This is a genomic window from Mesorhizobium oxytropidicola (assembly GCF_056174625.1).
In genome coordinates this window covers 570,316-586,439 of record NZ_JBWBWK010000002.1, presented here as the reverse complement: position 1 = coordinate 586,439, position 16,124 = coordinate 570,316, and the positions used below count along the sequence as shown (strand labels likewise).

General features: G+C 60.2%; 11 protein-coding genes and 6 pseudogenes. 7 read left to right on the top strand and 10 right to left on the bottom strand.

From position 1 onward, the window contains the following. Nucleotides 1–55: 55 nt before the first annotated feature. The 3 genes from AC0V8S_RS38330 to AC0V8S_RS38320 form a co-directional block, all read right to left on the bottom strand. Nucleotides 56–3,670 (bottom strand): hypothetical protein, encoded by a 3,615-nt coding sequence (locus AC0V8S_RS38330; RefSeq protein ID WP_475438876.1) that lies wholly within the window; start codon nucleotides 3,668–3,670, stop codon nucleotides 56–58. Continuing rightward, nucleotides 3,667–4,116: a hypothetical protein gene (locus AC0V8S_RS38325; RefSeq protein ID WP_183455361.1), complete on the bottom strand. Its 450-nt coding sequence runs from the start codon at nucleotides 4,114–4,116 to the stop codon at nucleotides 3,667–3,669. Before AC0V8S_RS38325 ends, AC0V8S_RS38330 begins: the two co-directional genes overlap by 4 nt. An 864-nt stretch (nucleotides 4,117–4,980) precedes the next feature. Then, nucleotides 4,981–5,697, bottom strand: coding sequence for an IS6 family transposase (locus AC0V8S_RS38320; protein ID WP_183455349.1), 717 nt, complete (start codon nucleotides 5,695–5,697; stop codon nucleotides 4,981–4,983). Nucleotides 5,698–5,747: 50 nt separating this feature from the next. On the opposite strand from AC0V8S_RS38320, the pseudogene AC0V8S_RS38315 reads away from it, so the two are divergent. Further along, a pseudogene (locus AC0V8S_RS38315) lies at nucleotides 5,748–5,973 on the top strand (transposase); the annotation flags it as partial. Nucleotides 5,974–6,026: 53 nt separating this feature from the next. Here the strand turns inward: AC0V8S_RS38315 and AC0V8S_RS38310 are convergent. The 4 genes and pseudogenes from AC0V8S_RS38310 to AC0V8S_RS38295 all read right to left on the bottom strand — a co-directional run. Next, a complete protein-coding gene (locus tag AC0V8S_RS38310) occupies nucleotides 6,027–7,247 on the bottom strand; it encodes an IS256 family transposase (RefSeq protein ID WP_475439176.1) in 1,221 nt (406 codons plus the stop codon). Continuing rightward, entirely contained in the window at nucleotides 7,216–7,584 is a 369-nt protein-coding gene (locus AC0V8S_RS38305) for an exopolysaccharide production repressor protein (protein WP_475438875.1), read from the bottom strand. The genes AC0V8S_RS38310 and AC0V8S_RS38305 overlap by 32 nt, the downstream gene beginning before the upstream one ends. 95 nt (nucleotides 7,585–7,679) lie before the next feature. Next, a complete protein-coding gene (locus tag AC0V8S_RS38300) occupies nucleotides 7,680–7,820 on the bottom strand; it encodes a hypothetical protein (protein ID WP_475438874.1) in 141 nt (46 codons plus the stop codon). Between the two features lie 757 nt (nucleotides 7,821–8,577). Continuing rightward, a pseudogene (locus AC0V8S_RS38295) lies at nucleotides 8,578–8,748 on the bottom strand (IS6 family transposase); the annotation flags it as partial. A gap of 176 nt (nucleotides 8,749–8,924) precedes the next feature. Between AC0V8S_RS38295 and AC0V8S_RS38290 the strand changes: the two are divergent. The 5 genes and pseudogenes from AC0V8S_RS38290 to AC0V8S_RS38270 all read left to right on the top strand — a co-directional run bounded on the left by AC0V8S_RS38290 (nucleotide 8,925) and on the right by AC0V8S_RS38270 (nucleotide 12,778). Then, nucleotides 8,925–9,497 (top strand): hypothetical protein, encoded by a 573-nt coding sequence (locus AC0V8S_RS38290; protein WP_475438873.1) that lies wholly within the window; start codon nucleotides 8,925–8,927, stop codon nucleotides 9,495–9,497. A gap of 74 nt (nucleotides 9,498–9,571) precedes the next feature. Then, nucleotides 9,572–9,722, top strand: a pseudogene (locus AC0V8S_RS38285) (IS6 family transposase); the annotation flags it as partial. A 93-nt stretch (nucleotides 9,723–9,815) separates the two neighbouring features. Next, nucleotides 9,816–10,708: pseudogene (gene istA, locus AC0V8S_RS38280) on the top strand (IS21 family transposase); the annotation flags it as partial. 116 nt (nucleotides 10,709–10,824) lie between these two features. Further along, on the top strand, nucleotides 10,825–11,919 hold the full coding sequence (locus AC0V8S_RS38275; RefSeq protein WP_475438872.1) for an IS1595 family transposase: 1,095 nt from the start codon (nucleotides 10,825–10,827) through the stop codon (nucleotides 11,917–11,919). A gap of 196 nt (nucleotides 11,920–12,115) precedes the next feature. Continuing rightward, entirely contained in the window at nucleotides 12,116–12,778 is a 663-nt protein-coding gene (locus AC0V8S_RS38270; protein ID WP_475438871.1) for an IS6 family transposase, read from the top strand. Nucleotides 12,779–12,831: 53 nt separating this feature from the next. Here AC0V8S_RS38270 and AC0V8S_RS38265 read toward each other — a convergent pair. The 3 genes and pseudogenes from AC0V8S_RS38265 to AC0V8S_RS38255 all read right to left on the bottom strand — a co-directional run. Beyond that, nucleotides 12,832–12,945 (bottom strand): annotated as a pseudogene (locus AC0V8S_RS38265) (IS6 family transposase); the annotation flags it as partial. A 48-nt stretch (nucleotides 12,946–12,993) separates the two neighbouring features. Then, nucleotides 12,994–13,473, bottom strand: a pseudogene (locus AC0V8S_RS38260) (transposase); the annotation flags it as partial. Nucleotides 13,474–13,567: 94 nt separating this feature from the next. Further along, a complete protein-coding gene (locus AC0V8S_RS38255) occupies nucleotides 13,568–14,671 on the bottom strand; it encodes a hypothetical protein (RefSeq protein WP_475438870.1) in 1,104 nt (367 codons plus the stop codon). 699 nt (nucleotides 14,672–15,370) lie between these two features. On the opposite strand from AC0V8S_RS38255, the gene AC0V8S_RS38250 reads away from it, so the two are divergent. After that, nucleotides 15,371–16,087, top strand: a complete 717-nt coding sequence (locus AC0V8S_RS38250; protein ID WP_183455349.1) for an IS6 family transposase — start codon at nucleotides 15,371–15,373, stop codon at nucleotides 16,085–16,087. Nucleotides 16,088–16,124 lie beyond the last annotated feature (37 nt).

Below are 16,124 nucleotides of genomic sequence, written 5' to 3'. Positions count from 1 at the left end.
GGCGCCTGGCCGGGAGTCGCCTATCGTAAAAATGGATGAGAGTCCCGAGTGCCATCTACTTCAGTTTTCTGATTGCGACGGAAGCGTTTCGTGGTTTGCTCGCCGCTGCCAAAACTTCCGATTTAGGCATATTCTTAAAGTGGTCAGTGCTCTCCAGCAGGGCCTGCACCGCCTGGGCGCCACCAACATTGCCCAGGATCTTGACGATATCGTCCTTGCTGAGCTTCTGGCCGCCGCTGAAGTCCAGCTTGGCCAGCGCCTCCGCCTTGCTCAGCAGGGCCGGCACCGCCTGCGCCGCGCCGACATTGCCCATGATCTTGAGGATATCATCCTTGCTGAGCTTGTGCCCGCAGCTGAACTCCAGCTTGGCCAGCGCCTCCGCGTTGCCCAGCAGGGCCGGCACCGCCTGGGCGCCACCAACATTGCCCAGGATCTTGACGATATCGTCCTTGCTGAGCTTCTGGCCGCCGCTGAAGTCCAGCTTGGCCAGCGCCTCCGCCTTGCTCAGCAGGGCCGGCACCGCCTGCGCCGCGCCGACATTGCCCATGATCTTGAGGATATCATCCTTGCTGAGCTTGTGCCCGCAGCTGAACTCCAGCTTGGCCAGCGCCTCCGCGTTGCCCAGCAGGGCCGGCACCGCCTGGGCGCCACCAACATTGCCCAGGATCTTGACGATATCGTCCTTGCTGAGCTTCTGGCCGCCGCTGAAGTCCAGCTTGGCCAGCGCCTCCGCCTTGCTCAGCAGGGCCGGCACCGCCTGCGCCGCGCCGACATTGCCCATGATCTTGAGGATATCATCCTTGCTGAGCTTGTGCCCGCAGCTGAACTCCAGCTTGGCCAGCGCCTCCGCGTTGCCCAGCAGGGCCGGCACCGCCTGGGCGCCACCAACATTGCCCAGGATCTTGACGATATCATCCTTGCTGAGCTTCTGGCCGCCGCTGAACTCTAGCTTGGCCAGCGCCTTCTCGTTTTTCAGCAGGGCCGACACTGCCTGCGCCGCGCCGTCATTGCCCATGATCTTGAGGATGTCGTCCTTGCCGAACGTGTCGTCGCCGAACTTGAGTTCGCCCAGCGCTCCCGCGTTCTCCAGCAGGGCCGGCACCGCCTTCGCCGCGCCAGCCTGACCCACGATCTTGACGATATCATCCTTGCTGAGCTTCTGGCCGCCGCTGAACTCCAACTTAGCCAACTCCTCCGCCTTCTCCAGCAGGGCCTGCACCGCCTGGGCGCCACCAACATTGCCCAGGATTTTGACGATATCGTCCTTGCTGAGCTTCTGGCCACTGACGTCCAACTTCGCCAGTGCCTCCGCCTTGTCCAGCAGGGCCGGCACCGCCTTCGCCGCGCCAGCCTGACCCACGATCTTGAGGATATCATCCTTGCTGAGCTTCTGGCCGCCGCTGAACTCCAACTTAGCCAACTCCTCCGCCTTCTCCAGCAGGGCCTGCACCGCCTGGGCGCCACCAACATTGCCCAGGATTTTGACGATATCGTCCTTGCTGAGCTTCTGGCCGCCGCTGAACTCTAGCTTGGCCAGCGCCTTCTCGTTTTTCAGCAGGGCCGACACTGCCTGCGCCGCGCCGTCATTGCCCATGATCTTGAGGATGTCGTCCTTGCCGAACGTGTCGTCGCCGAACTTGAGTTCGCCCAGCGCTCCCGCGTTCTCCAGCAGGGCCGGCACCGCCTTCGCCGCGCCAGCCTGACCCACGATCTTGACGATATCATCCTTGCTGAGCTTCTGGCCGCCGCTGAACTCTAGCTTGGCCAGCGCCTCCGCCTTCTCCAGCAGGGCCGGCAGCGCCGGAGCGGCACCCTTCTTGCCCAAGATTTTGACGATATCGTCCTTGCTGAGCTTCTGGCCACTGACGTCCAACTTCGCCAGTGCCTCCGCCTTGTCCAGCAGGGCATGCACCACCTTCGCCGCGCCAACGGTGCCCACTATCTTGAGGATATCGGCCTTGCCGAACTTCCGGCCGCCGAACTCTAGCTTCGCCAGCGCCACCGCGTTTTTCATGAGAGCCGCCACCACCCGCGGCCCGCCCTTGTGGCGCAGGTTCAGGATGTCGTCCTTGCCGACCTTCTTGCCGCCGAACTCCAGCTTCGCCAGGGCATCCGCGTCGTCCGTAAAGGGTTCCAAGCGTTCGCCAACTGGTTGGCGCTCCTTGAATGACACCAAAGAACTCGCCCCCCTGGCTTTACTCGCCAACTCACTAAAGTCTTTCTCGAACTCCGTTCCACTCCGGCGTTTCCGTTTCGAGCTTGGCGGCGCCTCCCGATGACTCTCCCCCAAGGCGATTGCCGGTTGCGCCCCGTCCCGCGCCAGCAACGCCGTACGATCGGCGACGACGGCTTGAAAATCCAGGGATGCGCTGTCGAGCCATTGGCGGTTGGGCAGTCTGGTCAACGGTGCGTGCGTGGCCGCCAGCACCGAAACACTGCAGTCGTATCCGTTCTTCTGCTGGGCCATCTCGCCTACCCGCCTTGTCGCCCCTCCAAAATTCGCTGGGAGCGGGTCTCCCCGGAACCGCTTGACCCTCTGCCATGCCTGTCCACAATAGTCCTCCACTCTCCCACTCGCTCCCCCGTCGACCGCTGGAAACGCTGGAGTGCTGTCGGGCCCGACAGCGGGCTGAGACGAGTGCTCCAGAAGCTGCTGCAGCTCCGCCCATGGCAGATCCTCGTCCATAGCCTCCGACGAGAGGTCTTGCCGCGGATGCGCGTCGGTTTGCGGATATATCCCGCTGGCCACGTCCTCATCCGCCGCTGCAAGACTGCCGGCGCGAGTGGGCGCATCGTATTCGTCCGGGCTCGCTGGCGGCCGGTCTCCCCCGAACTGCTCGATCATCCGCAATGCCTGTCCAGAAGAGTCCTTCTCCAAGGCGAGCCAATACTCCGTCACGTCGCTCATCGTCTGCGACAACTGCTCCCTGAGGATGCCCAGGGCCTGATCGTAGTCCTCCCCTCTCTCACTCGCTTCCCCGTCGGCGGAAAACCTTGCAGTGCTGTGGCTTGACCCGGCAAGGGACTGCGGCGAGAGCCCCAGAAACTGCTGCACCTCCTCCCATCGCAGAGCCTCGTCCCTCTCGTCCGACGAGAGGTCTTGCCGCGGATGCGCGTCGGTTTGCGGATATGTTCCGCTGGCCACGTCCTCATCCGCCGGCAGAACAAGGCTGCCGGCGCGAGTGGGCGCATCGTGTTCGTCCGGGCTCGCTGGGGGCCGGTCTCCCCCGAACTGCTCGACCATCCGCCATGCCTGTCCGAAAAAGTCCTCCTGCAAGGAGAGCGAAGACTCCGCCATCTCCCATGGCGTCTGCGGCAACGGCTTTCTGTGGATGCCTAGGGCCTGATCGTAGTCCTCCCCTCTCTCACTCGCTTCCCCGTCGGCGGAAAACCCTGCAGTGCTGCGGCTTGACCCGGCAAGGGACTGCGGCGAGAGCCCCAGAAACTGCAGCACCTCCTCCCGTCGCAGAGCCTCGCCCCTAGCGTCCAACGAGAGGTCTTGCCGCGGATGCGCGTCGATTTGCGGATATGTCCCGCTGACCACGTCCTCATCCGTCGCTGGAAGATTGTCTGGAAGGCTGACCAGACTGACCGTGCTATCCGGATCCGCGGGCGGGGTCTGCAGGAAACGCCAGGTCACCGGACTGAAGTCACGATTCTTTGGGATCATGACGCCATTTCCTGTTTCTTCGGTGATCCCTGTCGCACCTCAAATCGATCGCGACGGCAGCGGGCAGGGTTGTAGAACAGCGCCATCAAGGGTCCAAAGGTCGTCGAATCGTGCAGCGATGTGACTGTAGGACGGTGGAACAGGAATCCGGCGCGAATACTGGGGCAGGTCATGCCCGTACTTTCTAGAGAGAAGCCATTGGAATGACGAGGATGTGGTGATGAACCAAACATGTCGGGCGCGTGTTCGGCTCGGGCCAGCAAATACCTCGCCGCCTGTCGGGTGAAGGGCTGGGCATTCGGGACGAAAAGGCTTATCGCCGGCCAGCGGCAGATGGCGCCGAACTCGTCGGCGCTATATGCTCCTAGACCGACAGGCCGCTCTTCAAATTGGGGAGATCCAGATCTGCGCGTTTTCCAGGTCCACTTGGTCACAATGCGGTTCAATCGCCTTGCTGACGCGCAAGCCGTGACCAAGCTGTGACAAGGCATCATAAGCAGCAGCAGCAGCACATAGCTCGCAGATGCGACGACGCCTTTTGCAGACTCCTCCAATATGGCCCTGATCTCGGCCTTCCCTGGAAACCGTGCGCTCCCTGCTACCGTTGGTAAGTCATCCGATCCCATTTCGAACCTCGCTGTTCGATAGCGTGCATGACGCCTGATTGGTGGTTCGCGTTTGCATGACCCGTAATGCCGCCGCGCAATGACCCTCGCCCTTGCCTGCTCGCTCGGTGTCACACTAGCGGTGATGTCATATCCAGTGCATATGGAATACGGACATTGCGCGCGGGCCTAATTTGAAGTTCTGAACGCGAGTACGTCTGAAAGGCATGCCCGGCAGAAGACTGAGCTCGCTGCCGGGCCGGGTACGCCTTGGGAGGTGGCGTAAGTCAGCGGCTCTCGTGGCGGTGCGACCACTCAGTCCGCGCGTATTGCTGAATCGCGTGCATGTAGCGTGCCAAGCCAAAAAGCATTTAAAAACACTCGAGAGCCAGCTTCCTCTATGTCGCGTACTCGACATTGTCGGCTATCGGACAATGCCGAACGTGCCTCTCGGCATCGACCGGCACTTGAACCAGAGCGCACCGCCGTTCGCTGCCATGTCGACTGGGCGAACAAGTGGTGACCGGTTTAGCTCTGAACTGTTCGCCGGCTGAGGCACAGGGCGGACTGTCACTTTTCAAGTGAGGAAATCTCTGTACCCTCCGTTCATGAGGGCGCGGCCACGAGAGACGGCACGGCGAATACGGTCGCGCGGCACCGTAAACTTAACGCTGTGAAAACAAGATCTGGGAGTGAGGCTTTGGTTCATTCGGCGTGAAGGCGCGCGATTTGGCGCCATGCTTGCATGGCAGTTGCTCGCAGTTCTCGATGGTGGGTGGATGGAATATCGTGGCGGGGAACGTTAAAGAGGTTGGCGATCGGGTCGTGGACGGAAACGAAACGCTGAAGATGTCGCGCTGACTTGAAGCGCTTCATGATCCTCTCCCGCCGTCGGACGGGTTGATGAGAGTTCTCCGCCCGATTGTTCAGGCCCTTGTGCGAGCGATGCTCGACGCCTGGCATGATCTCCCGCTTCGCCGCACCGTAGGATCGAAGCTTGTCGGTGATCATCACACGCGGCGAACGGCCTTGCCCTTTCAGAAGCTTTCGCATCAAGCGCTTTGCCGCCTTGGCATTGCGACGGCTTTGCACCAACACGTCGAGAACAAACCCGTCCTGATCAACGGCGCGCCAAAGCCAGTGTTTCTTTCCACCGATGGTGATGACAACCTCATCGAGATACCATTTGTCGCCGAGCTTGCCGGCCGATCGCTTCCGGATATCATTGGCAAAGTGTCTGCCAAATTTCTCAGCCCAAAGTCGCACGGTCTGGTGAGAGACGATGACGCCACGAGCTGCCAGCATATCCTCGACCATCCGCAGGCTGAGCGGAAACCGGAAATAGAGCCAAACGGCATGGGCAATCACCTGCGCCGGAAATCGGTGGCGACGATAAAGAGGGTCACGGGAAAATCTGGTCATGCCGCCAGATCCCACATTTTGATCGATGCCCGGTTAACGTTACGGTGCCGCCGAGAAACATCACGCCGCTGCTGCTGCCGTCGCGAGCCCCGGAACTCAACCCGGTCGAGAACGTCTGGCAATATCTGCGTGCCAACTGGCTCTCCAACCGGGTCTTCGACAGACGCCATCATCGACGCCGCCTGCGAGGCTTGGCAGAAGCTCATCGCCCAACCCGAAACAATCACATCAATCGGAATGCGAGAGTGGGCTCACGTCGGTCGAGCGGTGCCGTAGCGGGTCGTGTTGGAATTCGGCGGAGCAGCCTCCGGTAGGTTAAGATTATCGGCTCATGCGGCGAGGTCAATCTGCTGATCGAGTGGCTTCGTAGGAAGCGTCTGCCAGCCGTCGATCTTTCGCATCGAGATTTGACCGGACGCCATCAACGCCCAGAACAACATTGCCGCGGTTTCGGCCGAAGGCAGAACGGTCTGGGTCTTGATGCGCCGCTTGAACTCCTCATGCAGACGCTCAATCGCGTTTGTTGTTCTGGCGCTTTTCCATTGGCTCGGCGGCAGCCGGGTGAAGGCGAAGAGACGCTCGCCGGCCTCCTCCAGGCTGTCGGCCACCGCCCGGCACTTGAGCCGCCATTTGCGCAGGAACGCCTTGCGGCGGCTCTCGATCTCCTCCGGCGTGGCCGCGTAGATCATGTCGGTGTAATCGGCGCTGATCTCCTCGTGCAGCCGCTCGGGAGCATGGGCATCTCTGCACCGGCACCCGTCCCACAGCGCGGCGATCGCCCTGTCCAAGCCAGGTGCGCCATCGACGATGAGAAACTCAGGTCGGCGCAGGCCGCGCCCGACGAGATCGTCGAGAATGGCCCGCCAGGCCTCCGTCGTCTCGCCACCCATATTCTTGACCGCGAGCAGGATCTTCTGGCCGTCCGCGCGCACACCGATGACCACGAGCAGCGAGATCGAGGTCGCTTTGCGGTCGAGCCTGACACGAACCACCGTCCCGTCGAGGATGAGGCGCACGATCGGCTCGTCGGCCAGAGAGCGGGCATTCCAGGCGTCCCAGTCCGTCTTCACCTTGCGCCAGGTGCGGCTGACGACGTCCTTGCCGATCGCGCCGCCGAACAGCGCGGCGAGCGCACGCCGCACGCGCCTGGTGTTCGTGCCCGCCAGGTAGCTCGACGCGATCAGCGCGTCGGCGGCCATCGTGCGCCGCTGATAGGCGCGCAAGGCCTTGCTCTTCCATTCCACCGTCTTGTCCTCGCCGGCATCGAGGCGCGCCCGCGGAACCGTGATCTCGGTGGTGCCGAAGGTCCCCGTCAGCGTGCGCGTCCGGCTGCCGTGGCGGTGGCCGGCGACACCGGTGGTCTCATCACTGCGCGCCGCCGGCTGCCGGCCATAACGGGGGCGGGCAAGCACCGCGTCCAGCTCGGTCTCGAGCATCGTCTCGATGAAGCCGCGCACCCGCTCGCGCAGGCCAGCTTCAATCGGATCAAACCAGTTGTCGAAAAGATAGCTCGTCGCCTCATCCCCAGGATGAACGGCTTCCGCATTCATGGTAGTCCTTGTCATGGCGTAGTCTCCTGTCCGGCGCTCTAACGCCAGATGATTCGAGGTTTGACACCCCGGAGACTACGCCAACTCTCAATTCCAACCACTCCTGCGACGGCACCGGTCGAGCTTCATGACCCTTGGTATCAATAGTCTCCGCGCGCTTTGACACGCCGAGATAGACCAGTAACGCTACGGCGGCAAAATACCCAACCTGGAGAATGATAGCGATGAGTACCGCCCAACCTACCGTACGCCAGATCGAATCGGTTGCATGGTAAACCCAGCCCACGACGACCAGCAGAGTGATTGTCGCTCCCACAAGAAATCTTGGAAAATACATATCCCACCCTCAGGCACCGTAAACTTAACGCTGTGAAAACAAGATCTGGGCCGGAAATCGGTGGCGACGATAAAGAGGATCACGGGAAAATCTGGTCATGCCGCCAGATCCCACATTTTGATCGATGCCCGGTTAACGTTACGGTGCCAGGGGGACATCATCGCATGTCTTTCTCCTGTTTCGTAACGTGTTTGTTGATAATCCGGTGTCGTCTGCCATTTGGCGATGATCGGCACTTCGGATCTCCTGACTGGTAGTCCCAACAACAACCCTTCTGGCAGAGCTAGCTGACAGTAGCCTGAACGCTACCAGCGATTTTCGCGACGGCGGTCCTGAGTGGCCTCAGTTCTGTCGAGCAGGATAGATTATTGCCATCGATCTTGAGGCTTCGGCACAGCTGACCGGGACAAGCCTGTTGATCTGGAGACGAACGTTGGGGTGAGATGACGGATCAACGTCCCATGTGAATGAAAAGACCGTTCAGAACAACGCTACAGCACGGGCTCTCACGGCGGGAACCCGAAGTTGTGAGTGCAGGGGGAAGCGCCTTAGGCTTGGGTGGCATGCTTGTCTCACGCCAGTGGATTGCGATGTGGTGTGCCCGTCCTGACTTCCTCTGGCGAGCCGGCCCACCGCGGGTTTGGTTACCACCCCTGTTTGACATTCTCCGTTGCCCAGCAGCGTACAATGCTTCCTACGCCCAACCTGGTCGCTGCAGCAAACCAGTGTCATTGAGAGATTCGAATAATCGCCTCAAAACCATCCTCGCGACCTGGGGCAGGCGAGGCAAATTCAAGGCTGCCCCCGACGTGCTTGATAACATGATTAGCGATGGGTAGACCACGGCCTGAGTCCGCCTGAGTCGTACGACGCTTATATCGCTCTGTTATTTCGTCAAGGTCTGGGAGGGGCACCACCGGTCCTGCGTTTACAATGGCGATGGCACCGTAAACTTAACGCTGTGAAAACAAGATCTGGGAGTGAGGCTTTGGTTCATTCGGCGTGAAGGCGCGCGATTTGGCGCCATGCTTGCATGGCAGTTGCTCGCAGTTCTCGATGGTGGGTGGATGGAATATCGTGGCGGGGAACGTTAAAGAGGTTGGCGATCGGGTCGTGGACGGAAACGAACCGCTGAAGATGTCGCGCTGACTTGAAGCGCTTCATGCGGACAGCAATGTCTCTGAAGGGAAGAGGTCATTGTAATTATAGCGTGCCTCCTCCTCGGATGTCTGTCAAAAGGCGGCGGAAGAGTTTTATTGTGGCAGGAATGTCCGGAGGCTGGATACCAGACGCTACTAGCTTCGGAGACTACGAAAAGTCCACGTTCAAAGGAGAGTGGTTTGAAACTCAATTCGATCGACCAATTCAGCATGGCAGCTTCGATGCAGGAGTACACTGCCGTGCAAGAACAGCACCCAGGCAACTTGCAACTCATTCCGCCTGATGCGACGCCCGCAGATGACCATGGAGGGCACCCTGACATCGGCGGGTCGATGCGGATGCCGCCGCGATCCGGCCTGCATAGCAGAGACGGTTCACTGTGGTCGCGCGTTAAGTCAGCAGTTAGGAAAGCGGTTGGAGAATGTTGCGTCGGAAAGCCCTCTAGCGGATCGGCGCAGGCGTCTGGCAAGGCGTCCTCGTCGGTTCTCCGCTCAGATGACATCGGATATCTCGTTGGCCCGTTATGGCACCACCACCGCTGGGACAATGGCGGCCAACTAATGCCGCGTGAAATCATTCTTGAATTGGGGAAACTTGGGTTCCTACCGGGCCAGCGCAACCAAGAGCAGCCGGCACACTTCGAGATTAACGGTGAGCACTACACGGCCGAGGTGAAGCTAACACCGAAATCCGACGTGGTCTTTGGCCAACTCAGACAAGTTTATCTTATCCATAACCCTCAAGACGCCTGAAGGCCGGGGGATGTCACGTTAAGGTGCTGTCACATTGATTTTGGCTTAACGGTTTGACGATAAGTCAGGTTGGCATGGTCGAAGCATGCGCCACCTACAAGAACCATCGCTTCCCGATCGAAATCGTTGCTCATGCCGTCTGGCTTTATTACCGGTTCGGGCTGAGCCTGCGCGATGTTGAAGAAATGCTGCTGGAGCGGGGGATCGTCGTCTCCTACGAGACCATCCGCCGCTGGGGAAAGAAGCACAGTCCCGATTATCCACGTCGCCTGCGCCACAAGGCGCCATCGAAAGACGATGTCTGGCATCTTGATGAGGTATGCGGGGCACACGATCCCCGTCATCGATCCGTCGACAGGAGAGATCCGCGCGGCGCAGATTTACGTTGCGGTGCTGAGCGCGTCGCAATTGACGTTCGCTTATGCGAGCTTCAGCCAGAAGCTGCCGGATTGGATTGAAGCCAACCAACGGGCCTTCAGCTACTTCGGCGGGGTAACGAAGACAACGATCTGCGATAATCTCAGGTCGGCCGTCGCCAAGGCTCTGTGGTTCGAGCCGACGATCAACGCGACATTTGCCGCTTTTGCCGAGCATTACGACACAACAGTGCTTCCAGCACGGCCGAAACGTCCGCGGGATAGACCCTCCGCCGAAGGCTCGGTTTTAATCGTTGAGAGGTGGGTCCTGGCCAGACTTCGAAACGAACGCTTCTTCACCCTTGCCGATCTGAATGTCCGGATCAGCGCTTTGATCGAAGACCTGAACGGCCGCATCATGCGCCGCTACGGCAAGTCCCGCCGCGATTTGTTTGATGAGATCGAGCGTGCGCAACTCAAACCACTGCCGGCAACACCGTTTGAATATGCCGAGTGGAAAGCGGCCAAGGTCCATCCTGACTATCATGTCGAGGTCGACAAAAGCTTCTATTCCGTGCCGCACGGCCTGATCGGCAAACGGGTCGATGTGAGGCTGACGTATCGGGTGGTCGAAACGTGTTGCCAGTCACATCCGAAGCTCGCAGCGCTCAGGCCACATCACCGTCAATGAGCATATGCCGAAGTCGCACCAGCGCTATGCCAACACGACGCCTCACACATTGAGGAGGGAAGCGGCAAAAGTCGGCAGCAACACAGCGATCTTTATCGAGCGTCTGCTGAGTGATCGCCCACATCCGGAACAAAGGTATCTCCGCACAGGGCATCCTTTCCCTGGAGTCGGAACAAGAACTGTTCCCAGCGACACGCGGCCTTTATCAACCAAAGACAGCAATATCCTTGTGACCTATGGCCTTTCATGCGATTCTTCGGGCTATCTGAAGGAGGTGAGAATGCCTGAAATGCTTGCAGCGCTTTCCAACATTCGGACTGTTGAAGAAATGATCGCGGCCTTCCGGGATGAGCAGCATTGCCGTCGGTTGCTGGAAAGCATGGTGTGGCCGGATGGCCGGATCTGCCCCGCCTGCGGATACAAACGTTCGATTGCGATTGCCGGCCGCGATACCGGCAAGCGGCGCGCCCGACCAGGTCTTTATCAATGTTCCAGCGGCGATTGCCGGTTCCAGTTCACGGTGACGACACACACGCCTCTGCACTCCACGAAGCTTCCCTTGCGTGTTTGGCTGAAGGCCATGTGGCTGTTACTGCAATCCGACAAGGGCTTGTCGTCGGTGCGCCTGGCCGAGGCGCTCGGGGTGAGCCAGCCAACGGCCTGGCGGATGGGACATGCGCTGCGTCTCATGGTGGCGCGGGAGAACATGCTCGCCGGCACGGTGGAGATCGACCATTTCCATCTCGGTGGAAGGCCCAGAAAGCGGCCGGATGACCCACCTCCGGGACGGGGCCGGAAAGGTCAGGCGAATACGGAGAAGGCGCCGGTCATGGCCATGGTGCAGCGGCCGACCGACGTCACGCCCGGCGCTCCGTCCGGTGACGCGCGTGCCGCGGTCGTGACCAGTCTCTCGGCGCGAGCAAGCGAACGCGTCATTGAAGCGCAGATCGAATCGGGAGCTCATTTGATGAGCGACGAGTGGAAGGCATTCATGGCCATTGGTGAGAGCTTTGCCAAGCACGAGACCGTGAAGCATTCCAGCGGTGAGTATGTTCGCGACGCCGTCCACGTCAATTCGGTGGAGGGCTTCAACTCCCGCGTCCGCCGCACCATCGCCGGCGTCTTTCATCATATCAGCCCGCAGCATGCCGACCTGTATTTCCACGAGATCGGCTTCCGATGGTCGCAGCGCGTCGTCACAGGAAACGTCATTCGCAAAACCCGGCATGGCCGGGAGAGCGTGCGAACCTTGTGGTCGCGCGTGCCGCCTGCGCTGCAATTGACGAATGTTTTTCGCACCGCCACGGGTCGTCAGATGCGCCGAAGCCCGCATGGCGGCATCGTCATCAAATCAGCCGTAGCTGTCTTTGGTTGATAAAGGCCCGACACGCTAAGGTCGAACGAAGCATGAACGTCATGCGGCGTGGCGTAACCGAGCCGGAAGTCTGAGCGACCGGAAGCCTTCAGGCGGCACCGTAACGTTAACCGGGCATCGATCAAAATGTGGGATCTGGCGGCATGACCAGATTTTCCCGTGACCCTCTTATCGTCGCCACCGATTTCCGGCGCAGGTGATTGCCCATGCCGTTTGGCTCTATTTCCGGTTTCCGCTCAGCCTGCGGATGGTCGAGGATATGCTGGCAGCTCGTGGCGTCATCGTCTCTCACCAGACCGTGCGACTTTGGGCTGAGAAATTTGGCAGACACTTTGCCAATGATATCCGGAAGCGATCGGCCGGCAAGCTCGGCGACAAATGGTATCTCGATGAGGTTGTCATCACCATCGGTGGAAAGAAACACTGGCTTTGGCGCGCCGTTGATCAGGACGGGTTTGTTCTCGACGTGTTGGTGCAAAGCCGTCGCAATGCCAAGGCGGCAAAGCGCTTGATGCGAAAGCTTCTGAAAGGGCAAGGCCGTTCGCCGCGTGTGATGATCACCGACAAGCTTCGATCCTACGGTGCGGCGAAGCGGGAGATCATGCCAGGCGTCGAGCATCGCTCGCACAAGGGCCTGAACAATCGGGCGGAGAACTCTCATCAACCCGTCCGACGGCGGGAGAGGATCATGAAGCGCTTCAAGTCAGCGCGACATCTTCAGCGTTTCGTTTCCGTCCACGACCCGATCGCCAACCTCTTTAACGTTCCCCGCCACGATATTCCATCCACCCACCATCGAGAACTGCGAGCAACTGCCATGCAAGCATGGCGCCAAATCGCGCGACTTCACGCCGAATGAACCAAAGCCTCACTCCCAGATCTTGTTTTCACAGCGTTAAGTTTACAGTGCCCCTCGACCATCCGCAGGCTGAGCGGAAACTGGAAATAGAGCCAAACGGCATGGGCAATCACCTGCGCCGGAAATCGGTGGCGACGATAAAGAGGGTCACGGGAAAATCTGGTCATGCCGCCAGATCCCACATTTTGATCGATGCCCGGTTAACGTTACGGTGCCATCCACAGGTATGGCCAGTCGCCCTCGATGGGTCTTTCAAGGAACGCTTTGACCTTGCCGTCGATCTCTTCGCACAGCGGGCTGACCTGGCTCTTGGAGATTCCGCTCATGCCCATGGCCTTGACCAGGTCGTCGACCGAGCGGGTCGAGATACCCTGGACGTAGGCCTCCTGGATGACGGCGGTCAGCGCCTTCTCCGCCATGCGACGCGGTTCGAGGAAGCCCGGAAAGTAAGAGCCCTTCCTGAGCTTGGGGATGCGCAGTTCGACGGTGCCGGCCCGCGTCTCCCAGTCTCTGTCGCGGTAGCCGTTGCGCTGAGCCAGCCGAAGCGCATTCTTCTCGCCATAGCCGGCGCCGGTGGCGGCGCCCACCTCCAGCTCCATCAGCCGCTCGGCGGCAAAGCCGATCATCTCGCGCAAGATATCGGCGTCGGGGGTCTTCTCCACGAGCGTGCGCAGGTTCATCATGTCGTCGGTCATCGGTGGTCCTTCCGAAACGGGTTGGCGTCAACAACCCAACCCTACCGGAAAGCGCCGATGACCACCGACACGCCGCTCACTCGCTACAGCGCTACTAACGGCGCGCTCGCGAGCGGCTTCGTAACCGCCGAGCTACACCACCTGATGGGACACGACCGATGTCGCCCTTGCCGAACGTGTCGCCGCCGAACTTGAGTTCCGCCAGCGCATCCGCGTTTTCCCAGGCGCCGCCGGCCCTGCGAGCCCCGCGTTTCCCTTTCGAGCTTGACCGCGCCTCCGTATGACTCTCCTCCAAGGCGATTGCCGGTTGCGCCCCGTGCCGCGCCAGCAACGCCGTATGATCGGCGATGACGTCTCGAAGATCCAGCGATGCGCTCTCGGACGATTGGCGGTTCGCCAGTCTGGTCACCAGTTCGTGTGTGGCCGCCGGCACTGATACACCGCAGTCATATCCGTTCCTCTGCTGCGCCATCTCGCATTCCCACCCTGTCGCCTCTCCAAACTTCGCTGAGGACGGGTCTTCCCGGAACTGCTCGACCATCCGCCATGCCTGTTCACAACAGTCCCCCCCCTCGGCGAGCATAGACTTCGCCACCCCAAAAAACGTCTCCGGCAAGTGCTTCCTGAGGATGCCCAGGGCCTGCTCGTAGTCTTCCGCTCTTTCACGTGCTCCCCCGTCGACGGCGGGAAACCCTGCAGTGCTGTGGCTTGGGCCGGCAAGGGGCTGCGGGGAGAGCTCCAGAAGCTGCTGTACCCCCTCCCGTGGCAGAGCCTCGTCCATAGCGTCCAACGAGAGGTCTTGCCGCGGATGCGCGTTGGTTTGCGGATATGTCGCGCTGGCCGCGTCCTCATCCGCCGGCACAACAAGGCTGCCGGCGCGAGTGGGCGCATCGTGTTCGTCCGGGCTCGCTGGCGGCAGGTCTCCCCTGAACTGCGCGACGATCCGCCATGCCTGTCCGGAAAAGTCCTCCTCCAAGGCGAGCGAAGACTCCGCCAACTCCCACCTTGTCTCCGGCAACTGCTCCCCGAGGATGCCCCAGGGCTTCTGCGGCGAGGGCCCATCCGTCGCTGGCACGTTGTCTGGAAAGCTGGCCAGTCCGATCGTGCTAACCGGATCCGCGGGCGGTGGATTGAGCCCCGTCAGGGCCTGCGGGAAAGCCCGGGGCGCCGGACTGAAGTTACCGTTCTTTGGGATCATGACGTTATTTCCTGTTTATCCTCCGAATCAAAGGATGCACTATGGGCCAGGTTCTTCATGGCAGCAGCCCACATAGGTCGCGGATGCGACGACGCCTTTTGCGGACTCCTCCAATACGGTCCTGATCGGCCTTTTCTAGAAACCGTCCGCCCCCTGCAGCCGCTGGTGAGTCATCCGATCCCACTTCGAACCTCCCTGAATCGATAGCGTGCATGGCGTCTGACTGGTGGTTCGCCTTTGCATGACCCGCATTTGAAGTTCTGAACACGAGCGTCTGAAATGTATGCCCGGCAGGAGACTGAGCTCCTGCCGGGCCGGGTACGCCTTGGGAGGTGGCGTAAGTCAGAGACTCTCATGACCACTCAGTCGGTGCGTTTTGCTGAATAGTGTGCATGTTCCGTGCCAAGGCAAAAAGCGTTCAAAAACATCCGAGAGTCAGCTTCCTTTACGTTGCGTACTCGACATTGTCGGCTATCTGACAATACCGACCCTGCCTCGCGGCTCGACGGACGCTTGAACCAGACCGCACCGGCAATGTCGTTCGCTGCCATGTTGACCGGGCGAACTGGTATTGACCGGGTTTTGGCTCCGAACTATTCGCCGGCTGACGCACAGGGCGGACTACTTTTCAAGTGAGGAACTCTTTGTACGGCACCGTAACGTTAACCGGGCATCGATCAAAATGTGGGATCTGGCGGCATGACCAGATTTTCCCGTGACCCTCTTTATCGTCGCCACCGATTTCCGGCGCAGGTGATTGCCCATGCCGTTTGGCTCTATTTCCGGTTTCCGCTCAGCCTGCGGATGGTCGAGGATATGCTGGCAGCTCGTGGCGTCATCGTCTCTCACCAGACCGTGCGACTTTGGGCTGAGAAATTTGGCAGACACTTTGCCAATGATATCCGGAAGCGATCGGCCGGCAAGCTCGGCGACAAATGGTATCTCGATGAGGTTGTCATCACCATCGGTGGAAAGAAACACTGGCTTTGGCGCGCCGTTGATCAGGACGGGTTTGTTCTCGACGTGTTGGTGCAAAGCCGTCGCAATGCCAAGGCGGCAAAGCGCTTGATGCGAAAGCTTCTGAAAGGGCAAGGCCGTTCGCCGCGTGTGATGATCACCGACAAGCTTCGATCCTACGGTGCGGCGAAGCGGGAGATCATGCCAGGCGTCGAGCATCGCTCGCACAAGGGCCTGAACAATCGGGCGGAGAACTCTCATCAACCCGTCCGACGGCGGGAGAGGATCATGAAGCGCTTCAAGTCAGCGCGACATCTTCAGCGTTTCGTTTCCGTCCACGACCCGATCGCCAACCTCTTTAACGTTCCCCGCCACGATATTCCATCCACCCACCATCGAGAACTGCGAGCAACTGCCATGCAAGCATGGCGCCAAATCGCGCGCCTTCACGCCGAATGAACCAAAGCCTCACTCCCAGATCTTGTTTTCACAGCGT

Excerpts from the sequence above, each read along its gene's own strand:
- AC0V8S_RS38250 (WP_183455349.1), top strand. The coding sequence starts at position 15,371 with ATGACCAGATTTTCCCGTGACCCTCTTTATCGTCGCCACCGATTTCCG.
- AC0V8S_RS38330 (WP_475438876.1), bottom strand. The coding sequence starts at position 3,670 with ATGATCCCAAAGAATCGTGACTTCAGTCCGGTGACCTGGCGTTTCCTG.
- AC0V8S_RS38320 (WP_183455349.1), bottom strand. The coding sequence starts at position 5,697 with ATGACCAGATTTTCCCGTGACCCTCTTTATCGTCGCCACCGATTTCCG.
- AC0V8S_RS38275 (WP_475438872.1), top strand. The coding sequence starts at position 10,825 with ATGCCTGAAATGCTTGCAGCGCTTTCCAACATTCGGACTGTTGAAGAA.
- AC0V8S_RS38310 (WP_475439176.1), bottom strand. The coding sequence starts at position 7,247 with ATGAATGCGGAAGCCGTTCATCCTGGGGATGAGGCGACGAGCTATCTT.
- AC0V8S_RS38305 (WP_475438875.1), bottom strand. The coding sequence starts at position 7,584 with ATGTATTTTCCAAGATTTCTTGTGGGAGCGACAATCACTCTGCTGGTC.
- AC0V8S_RS38255 (WP_475438870.1), bottom strand. The coding sequence starts at position 14,671 with ATGATCCCAAAGAACGGTAACTTCAGTCCGGCGCCCCGGGCTTTCCCG.